19 protein-coding genes and 1 tRNA gene are annotated in these 17,973 nt (G+C 65.3%); 8 read left to right on the top strand and 12 right to left on the bottom strand.

All coding sequences use genetic code 11. The annotated features are described in order from the left end of the window. Nucleotides 1-4 precede the first annotated feature (4 nt). From FHT36_RS08695 to FHT36_RS08685, 3 genes are all read left to right on the top strand, one after another. A tRNA-Ser gene (locus FHT36_RS08695) sits at nucleotides 5-94 on the top strand. A 175-nt stretch (nucleotides 95-269) separates the two neighbouring features. Further along, the gene (locus FHT36_RS08690) at nucleotides 270-1,499 is read left to right on the top strand and encodes a site-specific integrase (RefSeq protein WP_169122067.1); all 1,230 of its coding nucleotides are present in this window, start codon (nucleotides 270-272) and stop codon (nucleotides 1,497-1,499) included. 103 nt (nucleotides 1,500-1,602) lie between these two features. Then, nucleotides 1,603-2,040, top strand: a complete 438-nt coding sequence (locus FHT36_RS08685) for a hypothetical protein (protein WP_169122066.1) — start codon at nucleotides 1,603-1,605, stop codon at nucleotides 2,038-2,040. Nucleotides 2,041-2,282: 242 nt separating this feature from the next. Here FHT36_RS08685 and FHT36_RS24190 read toward each other — a convergent pair whose 3' ends face one another. The 12 genes from FHT36_RS24190 to FHT36_RS08635 all read right to left on the bottom strand — a co-directional run bounded on the left by FHT36_RS24190 (nucleotide 2,283) and on the right by FHT36_RS08635 (nucleotide 12,603). Further along, nucleotides 2,283-2,726 (bottom strand): class I SAM-dependent DNA methyltransferase, encoded by a 444-nt coding sequence (locus FHT36_RS24190; protein WP_210257628.1) that lies wholly within the window; start codon nucleotides 2,724-2,726, stop codon nucleotides 2,283-2,285. 401 nt (nucleotides 2,727-3,127) lie between these two features. After that, nucleotides 3,128-5,155, bottom strand: a complete 2,028-nt coding sequence (locus tag FHT36_RS08680) for a DNA methyltransferase (RefSeq protein WP_210257627.1) — start codon at nucleotides 5,153-5,155, stop codon at nucleotides 3,128-3,130. A 412-nt stretch (nucleotides 5,156-5,567) separates the two neighbouring features. Next, the gene (locus tag FHT36_RS08675; protein WP_169122065.1) at nucleotides 5,568-5,846 is read right to left on the bottom strand and encodes a hypothetical protein; all 279 of its coding nucleotides are present in this window, start codon (nucleotides 5,844-5,846) and stop codon (nucleotides 5,568-5,570) included. Between the two features lie 56 nt (nucleotides 5,847-5,902). Then, nucleotides 5,903-6,727, bottom strand: coding sequence for a hypothetical protein (locus FHT36_RS08670; RefSeq protein WP_169122064.1), 825 nt, complete (start codon nucleotides 6,725-6,727; stop codon nucleotides 5,903-5,905). An 8-nt stretch (nucleotides 6,728-6,735) separates the two neighbouring features. After that, nucleotides 6,736-6,861 (bottom strand): hypothetical protein, encoded by a 126-nt coding sequence (locus FHT36_RS24675; RefSeq protein ID WP_281408759.1) that lies wholly within the window; start codon nucleotides 6,859-6,861, stop codon nucleotides 6,736-6,738. Then, nucleotides 6,854-7,345: a type IV toxin-antitoxin system AbiEi family antitoxin domain-containing protein gene (locus tag FHT36_RS08665; RefSeq protein WP_169122063.1), complete on the bottom strand. Its 492-nt coding sequence runs from the start codon at nucleotides 7,343-7,345 to the stop codon at nucleotides 6,854-6,856. The genes FHT36_RS24675 and FHT36_RS08665 overlap by 8 nt, the downstream gene beginning before the upstream one ends. A 408-nt stretch (nucleotides 7,346-7,753) precedes the next feature. Then, a complete protein-coding gene (locus tag FHT36_RS08660; protein ID WP_169122062.1) occupies nucleotides 7,754-8,038 on the bottom strand; it encodes a hypothetical protein in 285 nt (94 codons plus the stop codon). Continuing rightward, the gene (locus FHT36_RS08655) at nucleotides 8,038-8,367 is read right to left on the bottom strand and encodes a hypothetical protein (protein ID WP_169122061.1); all 330 of its coding nucleotides are present in this window, start codon (nucleotides 8,365-8,367) and stop codon (nucleotides 8,038-8,040) included. The genes FHT36_RS08660 and FHT36_RS08655 overlap by 1 nt, the downstream gene beginning before the upstream one ends. Next, complete coding sequence (locus FHT36_RS08650; RefSeq protein WP_169122060.1) at nucleotides 8,339-9,451, bottom strand: type IV toxin-antitoxin system AbiEi family antitoxin domain-containing protein; 1,113 nt, start codon at nucleotides 9,449-9,451, stop codon at nucleotides 8,339-8,341. Before FHT36_RS08650 ends, FHT36_RS08655 begins: the two co-directional genes overlap by 29 nt. Next, entirely contained in the window at nucleotides 9,451-9,603 is a 153-nt protein-coding gene (locus FHT36_RS08645; RefSeq protein ID WP_169122059.1) for a hypothetical protein, read from the bottom strand. Before FHT36_RS08645 ends, FHT36_RS08650 begins: the two co-directional genes overlap by 1 nt. Nucleotides 9,604-9,702: 99 nt before the next feature. Then, a complete protein-coding gene (locus FHT36_RS08640; protein ID WP_169122058.1) occupies nucleotides 9,703-9,900 on the bottom strand; it encodes an AlpA family transcriptional regulator in 198 nt (65 codons plus the stop codon). Between the two features lie 504 nt (nucleotides 9,901-10,404). Further along, complete coding sequence (locus FHT36_RS08635; protein ID WP_169122057.1) at nucleotides 10,405-12,603, bottom strand: TonB-dependent siderophore receptor; 2,199 nt, start codon at nucleotides 12,601-12,603, stop codon at nucleotides 10,405-10,407. Nucleotides 12,604-13,091: 488 nt separating this feature from the next. On the opposite strand from FHT36_RS08635, the gene FHT36_RS08630 reads away from it, so the two are divergent. The 5 genes from FHT36_RS08630 to FHT36_RS08610 all read left to right on the top strand — a co-directional run bounded on the left by FHT36_RS08630 (nucleotide 13,092) and on the right by FHT36_RS08610 (nucleotide 17,955). Beyond that, on the top strand, nucleotides 13,092-13,880 hold the full coding sequence (locus FHT36_RS08630) for an ABC transporter ATP-binding protein (RefSeq protein WP_246702089.1): 789 nt from the start codon (nucleotides 13,092-13,094) through the stop codon (nucleotides 13,878-13,880). After that, the gene (locus FHT36_RS08625) at nucleotides 13,877-14,935 is read left to right on the top strand and encodes an iron ABC transporter permease (protein ID WP_348644402.1); all 1,059 of its coding nucleotides are present in this window, start codon (nucleotides 13,877-13,879) and stop codon (nucleotides 14,933-14,935) included. The genes FHT36_RS08630 and FHT36_RS08625 overlap by 4 nt, the downstream gene beginning before the upstream one ends. Further along, nucleotides 14,932-15,981 carry an iron ABC transporter permease gene (locus FHT36_RS08620; protein ID WP_169122056.1) on the top strand — a complete coding sequence of 350 codons (1,050 nt, stop codon included), beginning with the start codon at nucleotides 14,932-14,934 and terminating at the stop codon, nucleotides 15,979-15,981. The genes FHT36_RS08625 and FHT36_RS08620 overlap by 4 nt, the downstream gene beginning before the upstream one ends. Before the next feature lie 13 nt (nucleotides 15,982-15,994). After that, the gene (locus FHT36_RS08615; protein ID WP_169122055.1) at nucleotides 15,995-16,951 is read left to right on the top strand and encodes an ABC transporter substrate-binding protein; all 957 of its coding nucleotides are present in this window, start codon (nucleotides 15,995-15,997) and stop codon (nucleotides 16,949-16,951) included. A 116-nt stretch (nucleotides 16,952-17,067) separates the two neighbouring features. Then, complete coding sequence (locus tag FHT36_RS08610) at nucleotides 17,068-17,955, top strand: MurR/RpiR family transcriptional regulator (protein WP_169122054.1); 888 nt, start codon at nucleotides 17,068-17,070, stop codon at nucleotides 17,953-17,955. The last annotated feature ends 18 nt before the right edge of the window (nucleotides 17,956-17,973 follow it).

Raw genomic sequence — 17,973 nt, 5'->3', positions numbered from 1 at the left:
CTGCGGAGAGGTGGCAGAGTGGTCGAATGCACCGCACTCGAAATGCGGCATACGGGCAACCGTATCGGGGGTTCGAATCCCTCCCTCTCCGCCAGATGCCTGTTTCCCACCATCCCTGAAAGCCTCAGAATGTAACGCCCGCAAGGCTTTCATCGGCCTTGGTGTTTCTCGGTGTCTCACCCCATACCCCTGCATCGCGGTTTTGCGTTGGGGGTAGCGTCGGGGTAGCTTTCGGGGGCGTCTTTCACGCCCCCAACGCGAGCACTCCGATGGCCCTCAAACTCAATAGGCTGAACGCCCGACAGGTGGCGACCATCACCAAGCCGGGCCGGCATGCAGATGGGGGAGGCCTATACCTCGTCGTAGAGCCATCAGGGTCGAAGAGGTGGGCCTTCCTGTTTCGTTGGAAGGCCGACCCCTCCCAGCCGGGCACTGGTAAGCTGAGGGAGATGGGGTTGGGCAGCGCCGTAGGCGTTTCGCTTGCGGCGGCGCGTGAGGCGGCCGTTAGGGTAAGGGAAGCGCTGGCGCAGGGGCGTGACCCCATCGCGGACAAGAGGGCGGCCGAGAGCCGTATCAAGGTGCCCACGTTCGGCGAAGTCGCAGAGGCACACATCGCCGCCATGGCGCCGGCATGGCGCAATCCGAAACACGTAGACCAGTGGCGCATGACGCTCAGTGTGGAGCGTGGTGAAGATGGCACATACCTCGATACGGGGTATTGTCAGACCCTGCGCCTCCGACCCGTCGATTTGATCAGCGCCGAAGATGTGCTCGCTGCCCTGACGCCCATCTGGAACACCAAAAACGAGACGGCCAGCCGTGTCCGGGGCAGGATTGAAGCCGTGTTGGACGCAGCCAAGGCCAAAGGACTGCGCTCGGGTGAAAACCCCGCGCGCTGGAAGGGGCTTCTGTCGCTCGCACTCCCGAAGAGGCAAAAGCTCCAGCGCGGGCATCATGCCGCCATGCCGTATTCGGTGGTGCCGGCCTTCGTGAAGCGGCTGCGGCTCGTCCGTGGCATGAGCGCATTTGCCCTTGAGTTCGCCATCCTGACGGCCGCGCGTTCCGGTGAGGTGCGGGGTGCGCGCTGGGGTGAGGTGGACCTGAAGGCCAAGGTGTGGACCGTGCCGGCGGCACGCATGAAGGCTGGCCGTGAGCACCGGGTCCCTATGTGTCCACGTGCCGTGGAAATTTTGGAGACGTTGGCGCAGGTCAAGCAGGAGCCTGACGATTTGATCTTCCCCGGCCAACGGAAGGGTGCGCCGCTCAGCGATATGTCGCTAACGGCCCTCTTGCGGCGGTTGAAGGTCGAGGCCACCGTCCATGGCTTTCGGTCTTCCTTCAGGGACTGGGCGGGTGACGCCACTGCATTCCCGCGCGAGGTCGCAGAGGCAGCGCTGGCCCATGCCATAGGGGATGCAACGGAAGCCGCCTATCGCCGTTCCGACGCTTTGGAGAAAAGGCGACAGATGATGGATGCGTGGGGTGCGTTTGTCGGATGATGTGGTCGCGGACAATAAGTTCGCAGAACGCCCCAGCTTGGATGGGCGCGGTGATCGTGCCTGCGCAACTTAGGATCGCTCTGCAATGGAGCTAGTTATCGGAATGAGTTTCGATCGGGTGCAGCTTTGGGTCGGAACGGTCGGCGGATGCTTGGCCATCGTGCTGGGCGTTGTAAAGCTTTGGGAGACCTTTCTTAAAGACCGGCCACGATTGAGGACAAGCTACAGCTTCAGCACGGCTCCAGGCGATGAGGACACCATAACGATCTTCAACATTTCGCCCACTCCCGTGCAGGTGATCAACTGGACTCTCCAATGGGAGCCAAAGGGGTGGCGGCACCGTGAGCGGGGCAAAATCGACGTCACGCCTGATGACGGGGGAGGGGCTTTCAAGATCGGCCCGAGGGACAGCTACGTCCTCGGCTTCGATGAGCGGGACAAATTTGATTGGGGCTACCGGGCTTCAGAGGGTCGGCGCCTCACATTGACGTTGTACACGTTCGTCACGCGTAAACCCATCCGTCTAACGGTGTCAGGATAGGTCCCATCCTTTGTGGGCAGTGCTCCGTCGCGGCTGCATGGGGCCTAACTCTCATCGGGTCGCAATCATCAAAAATGGCCCATTAGCGCTGAGGGGCAAAGCGCTATGGCGCCGGCCGAGGCAAATACAATTCACCCGTTGGCCGGTTGATCAGCGCCGGGTATGCCAGTGGCTGGCCAGCCCGGCAGGCTGCGTTCGGCGGTTCGGCAATGATGGGCAGCCAATGATCGGTCTACCACCGGCTATTTCTTCTTCGCCTGTGCCGCTGCCCGCTCCTGATTGAGGGTGAAGAGGCGGGCCAGCACCTCGTCGTCCGGGAGGTCGGCCGGCCAGCCGTAGGCGGCGGCGACGGCTTCGTCGAGGGCCTTGTGGGCGTTGGCGAGCCACGTGGGGCGGGCGTTGTATAGGTTGGTGAGGGTGCGCTTCTTCAGCTCCCTCTCCGCCTCCGGGTTCACGGGCAGGATGCGGTCTGGATATCCTGGCACGACCTCCGGCTCCCGGCGCACGAGGTCAGCCGGATTGAGCCAGTTCTCGCGCAGCTCGTTGAGCCGCGCCGCCGACTTGGCGATGGCGATGGCGCGGGGGTCGACTTCATAGGCGACGGCGGGGATGTTTGGCGTGAGGTCTTCGGGAAAGGGGAAAGTGTCAAAGCAATCTCCCGGTGTGTAGATCGGATCGTTGCCCACTCCGTGAAACTGGCAATTGGCGAGCGTCCAGAGATTGTGGATTCGGCCGCTTAAAATGCCAAACATTACGTCACTCTCGCTATCAATTATTATAACGCGAGTGTCGGGAATTGCGGGGCACTCTATCCACCGGAATATTCTGTGCTTTGTGACCAAGCCGGTTGCGAGTATACGATTTTTGTTCTTGATGAGCGTCCTTATTTCAATTCCTGACCGGCGAAATTTCCACCATTTCTTACGGGATTTGGTTCTTTCTCTGTCGGCTAAATCACCTTGTAGGTTCCTCAAAAAATGGAATGGCGCTTCATACAAAGAGGCATCGTCTTCATCCAATTCATCGAAATCAATTATCCATTGTTCAGAATCCCGTAAGAATACATCTCGCACGGTATAATACCGTTTTACAACGTCGGAGTTATGGCGTCCGTTGGGGTTGAGCGGAAGGCGCAGCATGTTGATCGCGCTGCTTCGATCGATCTCGAAAGGGCCCCCCTTTTCGATTCCCCGAATCGCCTTCTTTTATTGTCAATCAACGCTTTTCGTTTTGTCATGGAGAATGAATAAGATTTCAAATCTCCGCCGATGGCCTGAACTTTAAGGCCATCAAGAAACGCGCTGTCGCTATTTTCAGAATTGCAGACGATAAGCGAAACACGAACGGCAGCCCCGTCAACTACCCACGGTTCGTCACTTAGTGCAAATGTAATTGGCGCCAATTTGTACAGTATATCGCCAATTAGTCGATTGGACGGGCTCCGAATCATGTTTGTTGCGACAAATCCAACGCGCTTCGTGTGCCTCGAAATGGCGATTGATGCCTGGAAAAACCAGTATACAACGAGATTAATTGCGGGGCTGCCGTTCGGCAGGATGCTGCGCAGCTTCCGCACATAGTCAGCTCCTAGTCGATCTGGCATCCACTTAGCACCCAAAAATGGCGGGTTGCCGATAATTACATCAGTCTCCGGCCATTCCGCCCTGGATCCATCTTTGTTCAGTAGGGCATCCCGGCACTCGATCGTCTCCAGCGGCTTGAGCACCGGGTTCTCTTGGGCCGGGAACCCGTTCTTTAGCATCCACTGGATTTCGCCGATCCACACCGAGACACGGGCCAGTTCGGCCGCATAAGGGTTAATTTCTATCCCCCGGACTACCTCCGGCCCGATCGTGGGGAAGTCACGTTCCAGCCCAAGGGCTTCGGCTTCCACCTGGGCGCGGTGCTCCAGATCCTTAAGCGACCGCAGCGCCAGATAGAGGAAGTTGCCGGAGCCACAGGCCGGGTCCAGCACCCGAAACGCCCTGAGGCGCTTCAAGTACGCGCGATGAAGCTGTTCCGCCGCGTTCAGCGCTCTTGTCCGGGCGGCCAAGGCGGAGCCTCGCAGCAGTTTCTCACGCGTCTGTTTCGGAGCATCTTCCAGCAGCTTCTCGATCTTCGCTTTCGTTTCCGCCCATTCGGCTGCGAGGGGCGCGATGATGACCGGCTCGATGATCATCATGATCTTGTCGCGGTCGGTGTAATGCGCCCCGAGCTGGCTGCGCTTGTCCGGGTCGAGTCCCCGCTCGAAGAGGGTGCCGAGGATCGATGGGTCGATATCGCCCCAGTAGCGCTTGGAGGCCTCATGCACGAGGCGGATTTCGCCCGGGGTGAGGGGGAAGACGCGATCGTTGTCGAAGAGGCCGCCGTTGAACCACGCCACCTTTTCAAACCCGATGCGGCCGCCCGTGCTCATGGCGCGGAACAGGTCACGGGCGAACGCCTCGAACTCGGCCGGCTCCTCCAGCGCCCGCTCCAGCATGCGGGAGAACATGCCCTCCTTCAGCAACTTCACGTCTTCCGCGAACATGCAGAAGACGAGGCGGTTAATGAAGTGCGCCACCTCTTCCGGCTCGTCGTATCGCGCCCTGAGCGAGCGAGCGAGTTCGGCGAACTTGCCGGCCACTTCCTCGGTGAGCTGCTGGCGGGTCTTGGTGGGCCGCAGCGCCTCGGGGTCGGCGAAGGCCGCCTTCAACCACTGCCGCTTTTCCGCATCCTCCAGCTCGGCGATGGGGATGTCGTAGGTCTTGGAGACCGAGTTGGTCCAGTTGGTGTGGATGCGGATGGTGGTGCCGATGTCCGACACGATGAGCAGCGGCGGATTGTCGAGGGCCACCGCATAGCGCTGGAGCTGGAGCAATGCCGCGTCGAGATTGGCGCGGGTGCCCTTGTATTCCCACGCGAAATGGCCGCGCTTGAACACGTCGGCAAAGCCGTGGCCGCCGCCGGTCTTGGTAGCGCCGACCTCGAAGCCGTAATCGAGCCCGGCGGCATCCACCTCGGCCGGCGTCTTCTCGCCGAGCAGCCGGCACAGATCGAGGAAATGCTCCTGCGCCGCAGCCCGCTCCTTCAGCTTCGAGTTCTGCCACTTGGTGATGAACTCATGCGGCGTCATGCTACAGACCGTCCCCCGGCTCGGCGTGTTGTCCCGTTCTAGCGCAATCTTGGATGGACGCCAGAGGTGGCTCGGGCTGGCGGGTTATACAGTCCGGCTGCCGCCCCGTTGTCGCAAGGAGGTTCAGCTCCCGCCCGCGCATGGCTGCGAACGCTCGTCGTGGAGGCCTCTACGAGTGAAGAGCTACGAGGATCGTCGTTCGGCAGGACTGGGGGTCACGCTGGAGCTGCATGTTGGGGCGGCTGCCGATATAGGCGCACCACGCTGCTCTGGCGGATAACGTGATGAGCTACATGATGGCAATTTCAAAAAACAAAAACCCAACGCGCTACATTCGCGATGGGTTTTCGTGAGCCGTAAGGCTCGGCTGGTTGGGAGTTCCAGTACCCTAAATATAGATGGTGCATCGTCGCTAGACAATGCTGGTCAGGCGCTCCAGAACGACTTTCCGCAGATGGTCCATGTGGGCGGCCTGTTCCTCATGGGACAGCCGGACTCCACGCTGGGCCGCGAAGTCAACCAGTTCGGCGCGGCTCATGCTGGCATCGTGGGCACGATGGCCGGCGTCCGGCTGAAGCGGCAGTTCGTCTTCGTCGTTTTCACTATGATCGACCGGGCCGGGGGTATGGGCCTTCAGTTCCTTCCCGTCTTCACCCTGATGAGGGCCGGCGCCAGCAACGTTCGTGGTCATCGTCGGTCTTCTCCGCTGTGGATGCGGCCAGCGCGTTGAGGCGCCGGCCATGGGGATCATTCGGCGGCGACGGCCTGCGGGACGATCGTGAAATCCTCGATCTCCTCGACGGCCGGCGGGGCGTCGGGGCGCAGGGGCGGGATGTCGAGATCGGCGAGGCGTGCGCCGTAGACGGGCGCCCGCCACGGGCGGACCATGCGCCGCTCGCAGGTCGCAAGGTGGACGGGGAGCGCGTGGGTGCCGAAGCCGGTTTCCGCCGTGATGTGTCCGGTCCGCCCATCACGGGTGTGGACCTTGGCCTCATCAACCGGAGCACCGCCTTCGCCGATCCACCGCTTCACCACCCCAGTGGCCACGATGGTTTCGGCGGTGCCGGGGATGTCGCGGACGAGCGCTTCGGCCTCCCGTTCCAGCGGCTCGGCGCCGGCCGGCAGGTCGCGGTTGACGGAGGCCACGAGTTCGTCGGCCTCGGCGACAAGACGCTGAAGGCGCAGAAGGGCTTCACGTGCGGGCGTGTAGTCGGCCAGCACAGCATCGGCCGCCGCCCGCTGCGCGGCCTGCGCGCGGGCGTAGGCTTCGCGCTTACCCTTCTCAGCCGCCTCCAGTCGGGCCGTCTCCAGCCGGTCACGGACCGCGATGAGCGCGGTCTCGGCGTCCATCAGATCATCCCGGGCGGTGCCGATGGCAGACCTGTGCGCCAGCCGGGCCTCCTCACCAGCGAAGATCATGTCGGCGCGCTGGCCCTCCAGACCATTGAGGCGGGCACGCGCGGCATCGACGGCCTTCTCGGTATCGGCCAACAGCTTCTCAAGGGCGGGCACCGTAGGGGACTTGGCGGCCTTCGGCCCGAAGGCGCGGGTCAGGGTGTCATAGATGTTCATGATTTTCCTCAGTTCTCTTTGGTCTGGTTGGTGTCGGTGTCGGTGTCGAACGTCAGCGGCTTCGCGGTGACGAGAGCGGCGTGCTCGAAGAGCAACGCCAGATCGTCACTGGCCGTGGTGGGGTCTTCATTCATCGTTGTCGGTCTCCATCATGGTCTCGTTGTTGTGGGTGCCCGCGAGCGCGGCGAATTTTCGCGAGGCGGCGAGGAGGATGGCGTCCGCCTCGGCCTTGATTGCCTTGCGGAGGGACACGTCGCGCGTGGTCTTGGCGGGAAGGCTGTCGAGCCCCACGCGGAAGGTCGCCACGATGGCGTCAACCACCGCCTCGGCTTCGGTCAAATCGATCACCCGCCCCTCAGCCTCAGCGTTCCGCAGCTCCGCCGCCCGGCGCTTTTCCCGAACGAGGGCGAGCTGTTCACGGTGCAGATCGTTGGTCCGACTGCCCTTCCGGGCCTCTGCGAGCATGTTGCGGATGGACTCAGCGAGCAGGTACTTCCCACGCCCGGACCGCACCACGACGCCGCGCTCCGCATGGTTACGAATAGTCTTCGGGGTCACACCGAGGAAGGCCGCCAGTTGATCGGCCGTCAACTCGTTGGTGAAGAGAGTTTCCGTCATGTATTTCATCTCTCGGAAACGGAAAATGGGTTTGTCACAGGGCAGAAACGCTTAAAAAGAACGCTGCCACGGCAGCGCGGGAGGGGGTGGCCTCGGAAGGACCCGTGCCCCTGCGCGCCAATGGATGCCGCCGCAAACCGCGTAGGAGGGCCAAGGGCCAGGAATTCGCGGGGGCGTGACACTGCCGCTGCCCGAGATGTCCGTGCGACTCCTCGGCACGTTCTGGCTGGGGTGCACTTCATGCGACGGCGCCGGGGCCCTAGACCGGCGGGGGCGCCACGCGTCCCGCCACCTGCTCTTCCAGATCGAGCCCCCGACGATGAGGGGGCGGATGTTGGCAGCCGTTACGGTCCGGAGGTCCACGTGGTGCTTGGCGCTTACGTAAGAGGCCGGGTGGAGCATCAGGCTTCATCCCGAAGTGCGGCTTCTGCGGACGGGCGCTTCGACAGGATCATTCCCGGATGCGCGTTCACGAATGCCGCCGGACCGGAAGGGCGGATCGGGCGGGGCCGGGACACGCTTACGCCTGCCGGCCGCCTGCACGCGGGCCAGGGTCTCGCGGCAAGCCTCCTCTGCATTGGCGCGGATGCGTTCCGGCCTCATCTCGATCCGTGCGACCGCGCGGGTATCCTCACGGCCGACCAAGCCGGCGTGCAGGCTCGCATCGTGGTGCTCGATCACGCTGCGATCCATCACGCCGCACCCCCGAGTTCAGGGGCCGACTGGGGCGGGACGGGCGGGATGTAGGCGAACGTGTGCACGTCATAGACGGAGCGGGCCACGGCCTGCCCCTTGCGGCTGACCATGAGCATCCCGAGCCGCGTGAGGTGGTCGATATAGCCGGCCTCGATCATCCGGCGCAGCGAGGACCAGACGGCAGGGAGGGGCGCGCCCACGTCTTCGGAGACCATATGGGCGGCACACGCACCGAGCGCGACCGCAAGGACGACGGCGGCATCGAAATTGGGATCGGGCGACATGGCGATGAGACCACTAAGCGCGACGGGCGGACGGCGCGGCATGAGCAATGCTCCTGTTGATGGCGGTGAAGATCGTGCCGGGCAGGCGGCTTGGCGCCGCCCGGCGGGGGGTGAGGGCGGTCGACGGGAAAAGGCGGATGACTCCATCCGGTCCGGCCGGGGTGTGGGGGCTGCCAGCCCCCACGGTCTCGCGCGCCTCAAGTGCGCGTCCGGTGTGCGCCACAGGAGCCGGCGTGGTGGCGCCCTGCCGGGTCTCAAAGGCCGGTTCGTGCACATCGGGCGGGTTCTCGGTACCGGAGTGGACGGCACCGGCGACGGCACCACGCTGCACCTCCGGCGCCTGTGCGAGCGGCGAGGGCTGAGCCGGGGCATAGGTGCCGCGCCCGGTTCGCATGATCGCGCCGGCCTTCACCAGACGGGAGAGGAGCGGCTTGAGGGTGCTACGCGACAGACTGGTGGCGGCAACGATGTCGGCAATCGTGACCGCGCCGGCCTCGACGGCGGCGCGGACGGCATCGGGCTGGGAAAGGTTGCAGATCACGTCATCCCCTCCCCTTCGGGGGAAACGATGACGCGTCGCTGCAACCTTCTTCGCCTCGCGGTACCGGCGCGATGCGGCGCGCCAGCCTGCCCGCCTCCACTCGCGCCGGAGGGCGCTATGCTGCTCACTGGACAGATCGACCGGACAGAACGGCACGGTGGTGCCCCCGGCCCGCATCGCCTCCACTTCGTTAGCGTGCAGGCGCAGGAGCCGCCCCGCTTCGCGGTCGCCCATCAATTCGTCCGGCGTGCGGTAGCTCACCACGTCCAGCACGACATCGTAAATCTGGTCGTCCGTGATGGCATCACGCCACTTGCGCGGCAGCCAGTGTTCCCGGATCGCGATCACGTCGAAGGTGTAACGCCGCCCGCCGCCATCGGCGTGCCGGAGTGCGTCGGCGACGCACTCCACGTACCGGGCGATGGCGATCTTAGTGGGCACCTCACCTGCGCCTGCGCGCCAGTTCGCGATGGAGTGGACAGCCGCGAGGCGGTTGATGGCGCGCCAGAACAGGCCGGCATCGCGGCCTTCAGGAACGCGGAGGCGGGGGCGGAAGGCGCGGGGGGCCCGCACGGCGGCGGCCATCAGCGCTCCCCCATGGCGACGAGCAGAGCCTCGACAAAGGTGTGGAAGCCGCCGTCCTGACGCAATCCACCAGTCGTCGCGACGAAAAACAGCCAGAGATTACCAAGTCCGGTAATCGCGGCGTTGACACCGTAATCCGAAGCGAAGTACATAGTCAGTGTTCCATGTTGATGGTGGCGATGTTTGACGACATTGCCGATACAAATCGAAGCGGCGCCCCTGCAGGGGCGCCGTTTTCGTTTGTATTGTTGTCAGGTGTGCGGCGCGATCTTCGCCGGGGGCAGGTTATCGATCAGGCCATGGATTTCGCTGATATCGAAGCGGACCGACTTGCCGATCTTCCGGCCGGTCAGCTTGCCAGCGCCCATCAGGCGATAGATGGTTCCACGCGAGACCTTGAGGATGTTCTGCACTTCGGGGATGGAAATCAGTCGCTTTTCGGGAGTCATGTTAAGCCGTCATAGGTCGTTTCGGACGGCTACCAATTATGCTCACAAGTCCAACGGGCAAAAGAGACGGTTGCCGACCGTTATGTCATTTCCCTTAACAAAGAACGTGATTAAGCACATGAAAAATAAAGATAAATGGCATCTTTTGCCATATGCGACTGGAGACGCGCGGTGCACAGGTGGCGGTTATTCCCCCCAAGCGGTATGGATTGGAATCAAATCGGCCGAGGCTCTAATTACATCCACCCTGTCCGCTGCTTGGCATGACCGTCCCGACGTGGCGTTTGGAAGCCTCTGTGCTGTGCGACGGATGAAATCCTGAACGCCCTGATAGGTGTTGGGGTGTTTGTTGGGGTGAAAGAATTTACAGAAATATTTTCTAAAATAAAATCATGTAGATATGTGAAAAATTCCTTCCTTGAAATCCCAGCAAAAGAGCCTGCCGCGGCTCGAGGCGGATGGACGCCGGCCCGTCATCGGTTGAGGTGACTCAGAACACCCCCGTCAGAACTTCATCCGGGCGGAGAGGACGGCCTCGAACGGAGCCCCCACGGCGACGCCGAGGTTGTTGGTTCCGATGGACGACACGTAGTAGGTCGTGTCGAACAGGTTCTTCACGTTGAGCTGGACCGTGAGCGGGGTCACCGCCCAGGGGGTCGGCTTTTCGATGGTGTAGGCGACCATGGCGTCGAATACGACGTAGCCTGGCAGCCAGAAGTTGTTGGCCGCCGAACCCGGCGCCTCGCTCTGGCCGTGGAAGCCGCCACCCACCTTCAGGGAATTCTCGGCCCACACCTTGCCGAAATCGTAAGTCGCGAACAGCGAGAAGGTGTGCGCGGCGACGTTGGCCGGCACGTTGCCCGCATATTGGGGATCCTCGACGATCTTCGCGTCGGTGTAGCCGTAGCTCGCGATGAGATTGATCTGGTCCGTGACGGCGCCGGAAATGTCGAACTCGAAGCCCCGCGAGCGCACCTTGCCGGCGGTGCGGGCGAAGGTCTCGCCGTTGATGACCTCGTTGTAGAGCACATTCTCCTTCTCGATGTTGAAGATGGCGACGGTGCCCGTGAGCCCCTTCAGCACCTCGAACTTCATGCCGGCCTCGTAGGAGACGCCGGTCTCCGGCGGCAGCGAGCCGATCTCGCTGGCGATGGAGATCTGCGGCACGAAGGAGGTGGCGTAGTTGGCATAGAAGGAGAGCTTGTCGGTGGGCTTGTAGACGAGGCCCGCCCGCGGCATGAACTCGCCGCCTTCGCCATCCGTATTGAGGTTGAACGGGCGGCCCTTGCCGGCGGTCTGCGTGTACCAGGCATAGCTGCCGCCGGCGACGACGATCCATTGGTCGGTCAGGTAGATCGCATCCTGCGCATAGCCGCTGTAGAGGGTCTGGTTGGCCTGCTGGTCGCTGTCGGCGGCGGAGACGGTGGTGCAGGCGGGCAGGGTGCCGTACACCGGGTGGTAGATGTTGAAGCCCTTCTTGTTCTTGCAGCGGATCATGTCCGTGCGCAGCACGTCGTAGTCGTTGACGTTGGCGCCGAACAGCAGCTCGTTCTTCATGCCGGCGATCGTCACGGTGCCGGTGAGGTCGGCGCGCAGGTTCTGGTCGTGCTGGGTGGAATCCTGGGTCGCGTCCGCCCGCCGCGTGAGGATGCCGGTTGAGGGATCGTAGGCGATCACGCGGGCCTGGTTGTCCGCGTAGACGTCCTGGCTCCAGGCATAATTCACCTTCAGCTTCCAGGCATCGTTGAAGGCGTGCTCGACACCGGCGAGCACGAGGTCGGACGTGCCGTTGGTGACGTTGTAGGGCTCGTCGAAGCGGATGCGCCGGTCCACCGGTACGGCCTTGCCAGTGGTCAGATCGAAGATGGTCCCGCGGTCGAACGGCACGGAATATTCGCGGTGGGTATAAGCGAGGGTGGCCGTGGTGTTCTCGCCGTACCAGGCCAGCGAGGGCGCCAGGATGCCCTGCTCGATGTCGCCGAAATTGCGCCAGTAGTTCTGGTCCTGCCACTCGCCGATGAAGCGGAAGGCGAGTCCCGTGCCGTTGATGGGGCCGGTGACATCGAAATCGCCGTATCCCCCGCCGAAGCTCGACAGCGAGCCGTTGAGATAGGCGTTGAAGGTCTCCTGCGGCTTCTTGGTGATGACGTTGATGATGCCGCCCGGCTCCTGGATGCCATAGAGGGTGGAGGCCGGCCCCTTGAGCACTTCCACCCGGTCGGTGGTGGCGTTGAAGCTGCGCGGCAGCACGGTGCGCAGACCGTTGGTGAGCACGCCGCCGTCGCGATTGTCGCCGAAGCCGCGGCGGATGAAGGCGTCCTGCGTGCCGCCGAGCGTGTTGGCCACCGTCACGTTCGAGATGTTCTGCAACACCTGTTCGAGCGTGGTGGCGTTCTGATCCTGGATGACCTCCTGCGTCACCGTGTTGATGGCCGCTGGAATGTCCAGCACGGGCATCTGGGTGAGGGTGGCGGTGGAGGTGGTGATGGCCCGGTAGCCCACCACGACGCCGTCGCCGCGTTCGGCATTCACCACGATGGTCGGAAGGTCGGTGTCGGACCCGGGGACATCCCAGGCGGGCGGGGCGGCGGGTTGCGCGGGCGGCGGCGTCTGGGCCGCAGCACTGCCGGCGCCGAGCTGAGCCAGCACAAGCAGTGAGGCCGAAAGGGATAGGCGCGCGCCCAATGGCAAAGGAGAAGTCATCAGTCCCAAAATCCCGGTCCGAGCCGCGCGGCGGCGAGAGCCGATCCGCGTTCGTGTCAGGCCGAGTTCTTCAAACCCAGATGTAGTAGTAAATTCTGGAACCCATCAAAGGCGCTGGAATGAAAGCTTGCGCGCATCCAAGCCGAAGATGCACTCCAATGCAAATGAGGTTAGCTTCGCGACAGAAAATCCCGCGGATGTCCCTCAGTCCAGCGTTGTCATGAAGCGGACAACTCACATTTAAATTATTCCAATATAAATATGCTGCACCCCGCATGACCGCCTATTGTGGATGAGTTTGGATTTCCTCAAACATGTCCGGCGTCACGCGCTTTGACTACTACATGGGCGCGCGACACAGGAGAGGGGGCGAGGCCAACGGTCGGCGCCGGTTTTTAGCCGCGGGCACTGCGGCGATCAGATATTGCGAGGAAGCTGTGCGGAACACGGCGCGGGCGGAAGATGTCACGGGAGCGGAGGCCGTCCGCTTGCGCATCGACACGCTCAAGGCCGGATATGGCCAGCGACTGGTGGTGGACGGGGTGAGCTTCACCGTCGCGGCCGGCCGCATGACGGCGCTCATCGGTCCCAACGGCTCCGGAAAGTCCACTCTGCTCGCAACCATGGCGCGCCTGCTCCAGCCGATGGGCGGAACAGTCCTGCTCGATGGTCGCGCGGTGCATGGGCAGCCGACGCGGGCGCTGGCGCGGGAACTGGGCCTCCTGCCCCAGAGCCCATTGGTGCCGGAGGGGCTCACCGCCTACGAGCTGGTATCCCGCGGGCGCCATCCCCATCAGGGCTTCCTCAGCCAATGGAGCGACGCGGACGATGCGGCCGTGGAGGAGGCGATGCACCTCACCGGCACGCGCGACTTCGCCGCGACGCCGGTGTCAGCGCTCTCGGGCGGGCAGCGCCAGCGCTGCTGGATCGCCATGGCCATGGCGCAGCAAACGTCGGTGATCCTGCTGGACGAGCCCACCACCTTCCTCGACCTGCGCTATCAGGTGGAGGTGCTGGATCTGCTCGCCCGCCTCGCGCGCGATCTCGGACGCACCGTGGTGGTGGTGCTGCACGACCTCAACATGGCCCTCGCTTATGCCGACACCGTGCTCTGCCTGAAGGACGGGCGCATCCGCGCCGTGGCCGGGGAGGGCGGAAGCCTTGCTGCGGCGGACGTGGCCGACATTTTCGGCGTGGAGGTGGAGGCGCTCGTCCATCCGCGCACCGGCAAGCCGGTGTTCGTGCCCCTCGGCGTTACACGCGGAGCGGGCACGTGAGCCTCGCGGTGACGGGCCTCGCCACCAACCGGCCCCGGAGGCGGGTCGCGCGCCCCGTCCTCATCACATCGGGCCTCATGCTGCTGCTCGTCGGGCTGGCCATCGCCCATCTCGGCTTCGGCGCGCGGGCCATCGCGCCGGAGGTGGTGGTGCGTGCGCTGATCGCCTTCGATGCCGACAGCTTCGACCACAACGTGATCGTCGAGCTGCGCCTGCTGCGGCTCCTCGCGGCGCTGGTGGTGGGGGCGGGGCTCGGCCTCACCGGGGCACTCATCCAGTCCGTCACCCGCAACCCGCTGGGTGAGCCCCATGTGCTGGGGCTGAACGCCGGCGCGGCGCTGGCGGTGGTGACGACGCTCACGCTGTCCTCCATCCTCGGGCCGCTATTGCCGGCTTCGGCGCTCGCCGCCGCGCGGCCGCTGGTGGCTGGCCTCGGGGCGATGCTTCTGTGCGCGGCTGTGCTCGGCATTGCCGCGCTGGGGCGCACCGGCATGACGCCCCTGAAGGTGACGTTGTGCGGGGTCGCCTTCTCCGCCTTCGCCGCGGCCCTCACCTCCGCGCAGTTGCTTCTGGACGACCAGACGCTCGCGACCGTGCGCCTGTGGCTCGCCGGAGACCTGTCCGGCCTCAGCTATGGCGCGCTGTGGGCCGCCTTGCCGCCCGCCATTGCCGGCCTCGCGCTCGCGCTGGTGCTCGCGGGCCGGCTCGATGCCTTGGCCATGGGCGATCAGGTGGCCGCGGGGCTGGGAATCCATGTGGCGCGCACCCGTCTCATGGCGCTCGTCGCCGCCGGTCTGCTCTGCGGCGCGGCCGTCTCGCTGGCCGGGCCCATCGGCTTCGTGGGACTGGTGGTGCCTCATGCCGTCAAGGCGCTGGGCGTGCGGGACATGAGGGGCGTGCTGCCCCTGAGCGCGCTGACCGGCGCGTCGTTGCTGGTGGCGGCGGACCTCGCCGCGCGCAGCCTGTTCGCGCCGCGGGAACTGGCGACCGGCATCGTGACGGCGCTCGTCGGCGTGCCCGTCTTCATCGCTCTCGCGGCACGGCGGCGACCATGAGGACCGTCGCCCGCGCGGCGGGCTACCGGCGGCTCAGCGCCGGCCCCGTGCGCCTGCGCCTGCGGCCACGGGCAGCGGGGGTCGCGGCAGCGCTCGTGGCGCTGATCTGCGCCGGGGCCGCTTTCGCCCTCGCCTCGGGCAGCCTGCCTATTCCCCTGCGCGCCGTGATGGCGGCGCTCCTCGCCGGCGACGTGCCGCCAGAGGTGGCCCACGTGATCACCGGCGTGCGGCTGCCGCGGGTGGTGCTGGCCCTGATCGCGGGCGCCATGCTGGGCCTCTCCGGGGCCGCATTGCAGGCCCTCACGCGCAACGGGCTCGCCGATCCCGGCCTCGTGGGGGTGAAGGAGGGAGCGAGCCTCGCCGTGCTGGTGCTCATCCTCGCCTTTCCGGCCCTCGGGGCGGCGTGGCGGCTGCCGGTGGGCATGGCGGGCGGGCTCGCGGTGGCGCTCGCCGTGGTGCTGATCGCCCGCGACCTGTCGGGCGTGCGTTTCGTGCTGGTGGGCATCGGGGTGTCGTGGCTGCTGGCCTCGGCACTGCTCGTCTTCATCACCACCGCCGACATCAACGATGTGGAGACGGCGCTCGTCTGGCTCGCCGGCAGTCTTCATGCCGCCGAGTGGACGCTCATCCCCGCCCTCGCGGTGTGGGGCGCGCTGGGCGCGGGCGCGCTGTTCGCCACCGCCCGCGCCGCCGACGTGGCGCTGCTGGGCGACGCCGCCGCCACCGGGCTCGGCGTGCGCCTCCAACGCACCGGCCTGTTCGGGCTGGCGGCGCCGGTGCTGATGACTGCGGCTGCGGTGTCCTGCGTGGGCAGCCTCGGTTTCGTCGGCCTCATCGCCCCGCACATGGCGCGGCTGGTGGTGGGTGGCGGGCAGGCTGCGGTGCTCGCCGCCAGTGGTCTCCTCGGCGCGGCGCTGGTGCTGGTGGCGGACACGGCCGGCCGTCTCCTGTTCGCCCCGCTGCAGATCCCCGCCGGCATCGTGATGACGCTGGCCGGCGTGCCGCTCTTCCTTTTCCTGCTGTGGCGGCGGCGCGACCAGATATGACCGGATCCAGCCCATGATCGCCCTGCTCCGCCTCGCGGCCCTCGCGCTCGCCTTCGCCGTCCACTTGGCCCCCGCCCACGCGCAGACCCGCTCGTTCACCGACGATCTCGGCCGGACGGTGGAGGTGCCGGTGCGCCCGCAGCGCATCGTCTCCCTGCACGACCTCGACATCACCCTGCCGCTGATCGAGCTCGGCGTAATGCCGGTGGCCAGCCATGGCCGGGTGCGGCCGGACGGCACGCGCTTCCTGCGCGCGGGGAAGCTGCTGACCGGCGTCGATTTCGACACCGCGCCCATCGCCTTCATCGGCGCCAACGCCATCGACATCGAGGCGGTGGCCGCGGCGAAGCCCGACCTCATCATTACGTCGCCCACCCGCGACACGCCCGTCTCGCAGCTGGAGCGCATCGCCCCCACCGTCAGCATCGAGCACCTGAAGGGCGGGCCGGACGCCATCTATGGGAAGCTCGCCGCGCTCACCGGCACCGAGGGCCGGCTCGCGACGCTCAAGGCGCGCTATCAGGCGCAGATCGTGCAGCTGCGCGGGCTCGTCGACACGGCGAGCATCACCGTCGTGAGCTTCCAGGCGAACCAGGGCAAGATCACCGTCTTCCATACCGACCGCGCCCTCGGCAGGGTGCTGCGCGATGCCGGCTTCCGCTTTCCGAAGATCGTCGAGGGCATCCCTGAGGGGGGCCGCATGGACGTGAGCGCCGAGCGTCTGCCCGACCTTGAGGCCGATCTCGCCTTCGGCACCTTCCGCTCCGACCTCGGCCATGGGCCGGCGGTGGAGATGGCGGACATGGAGAAGGTGATGCCCGGCTGGTGCCGCCTGATGAAGGCATGCCGGGAGGGCCGCTACGTGCTGCTGCCGCGGGATGAGACCATTTCCAATACCTTTGCCGCGCTCAATCTGGTGGCGGCCGTGGTGGAGGCTGAGGTCATCCGGCTCCGGCTCGCGCGCCGCTAGCGTGAACCGACATCACTTCGGACTCGTTCCAAACATTTGCGCACGCATGGAAAACCGCGTTCGCCTGTGCCAGCATCCCCGCCTCGGAAGGCAGGTGGGGCAGGGCCGGCAGGGGGATGACGTCACAGGGACGCAAGGCCAGGACGGACAGGTTCGGCGCGCGGCTGCGCAGCCGGGGCGCGAGTCTCTCGCCGCAGCTCAAGGTCGTTGCCGACTACATCAACGAGAACCGCCGCACCGTGCTCGGCCAGTCGGCGCTAGAGATCGCGGCGGAGACCGGCACCTCGGACGCCACCGTCATCCGCGCCGTGCAGGCGCTTGGTTTCGACGGACTGAAGGACCTCAAGGGCACGCTCGCCGGCTTCCTGGGCGGCATCGTCTCCTCGGCCGACAAGATGACCTCCACGACCGAGCAGCTTGCCCGCGATGTGGACGCCTCCATCGATTTCGTCCGCGCCGGACACATGGCAGGCATCGAAGAGGTCACGCGCCCCGAGAATCGGCGGGCCATCGCGGCGGCCATCGAACTGATGCGCGCGCGCGAGGGGATCGGCATCTTCGGGATCGGCGCCTCCGCCATTCTCGCAGACTATGTCGCCCGTCTCCTGGTCCGAAACGGCCGTCATGCCTACGCGCTGAACCGCACCGGCATCGCGCTCGGAGAGCAGTTGCTCGCCATGCGGCGCGGCGACGTGCTCATCATGATGGGACAGGCCAGCGCCCATCGCGAGGGCGTGGCGGCGCTTGAGGAGGCGCGGCGGCTGGACGTGCCGATGATCCTGCTCACCGGCGCCGCCTCGCCCGCCTTCGGCAAGCAGGCCCAGGTGGTGGTGAAGGTGCCGCGGGGCAAGTCGGAGACTGTTCCGCTGCACGGGGTGGTGCTCGCCTGCCTGGAGATGATCGTGTTCGGCCTCGCCGCGGCGGAGCCGGAACGCTCGCTTCGGTCGCTGGAGCGCCTGCACGTGCTCTATGAAGACATCCGCCGCCCCCCGCGCGGGAATTGAAGAGCGGCGAAGGCCTTG

Origin of the sequence: Xanthobacter sp. SG618 (assembly GCF_012932745.1) — a bacterium.
Lineage (GTDB): Bacteria > Pseudomonadota > Alphaproteobacteria > Rhizobiales > Xanthobacteraceae > Xanthobacter > Xanthobacter flavus.
The sequence above is the reverse complement of the archived record's forward strand: the minus strand, read 5'-3'. Positions and strand labels throughout refer to the sequence as shown.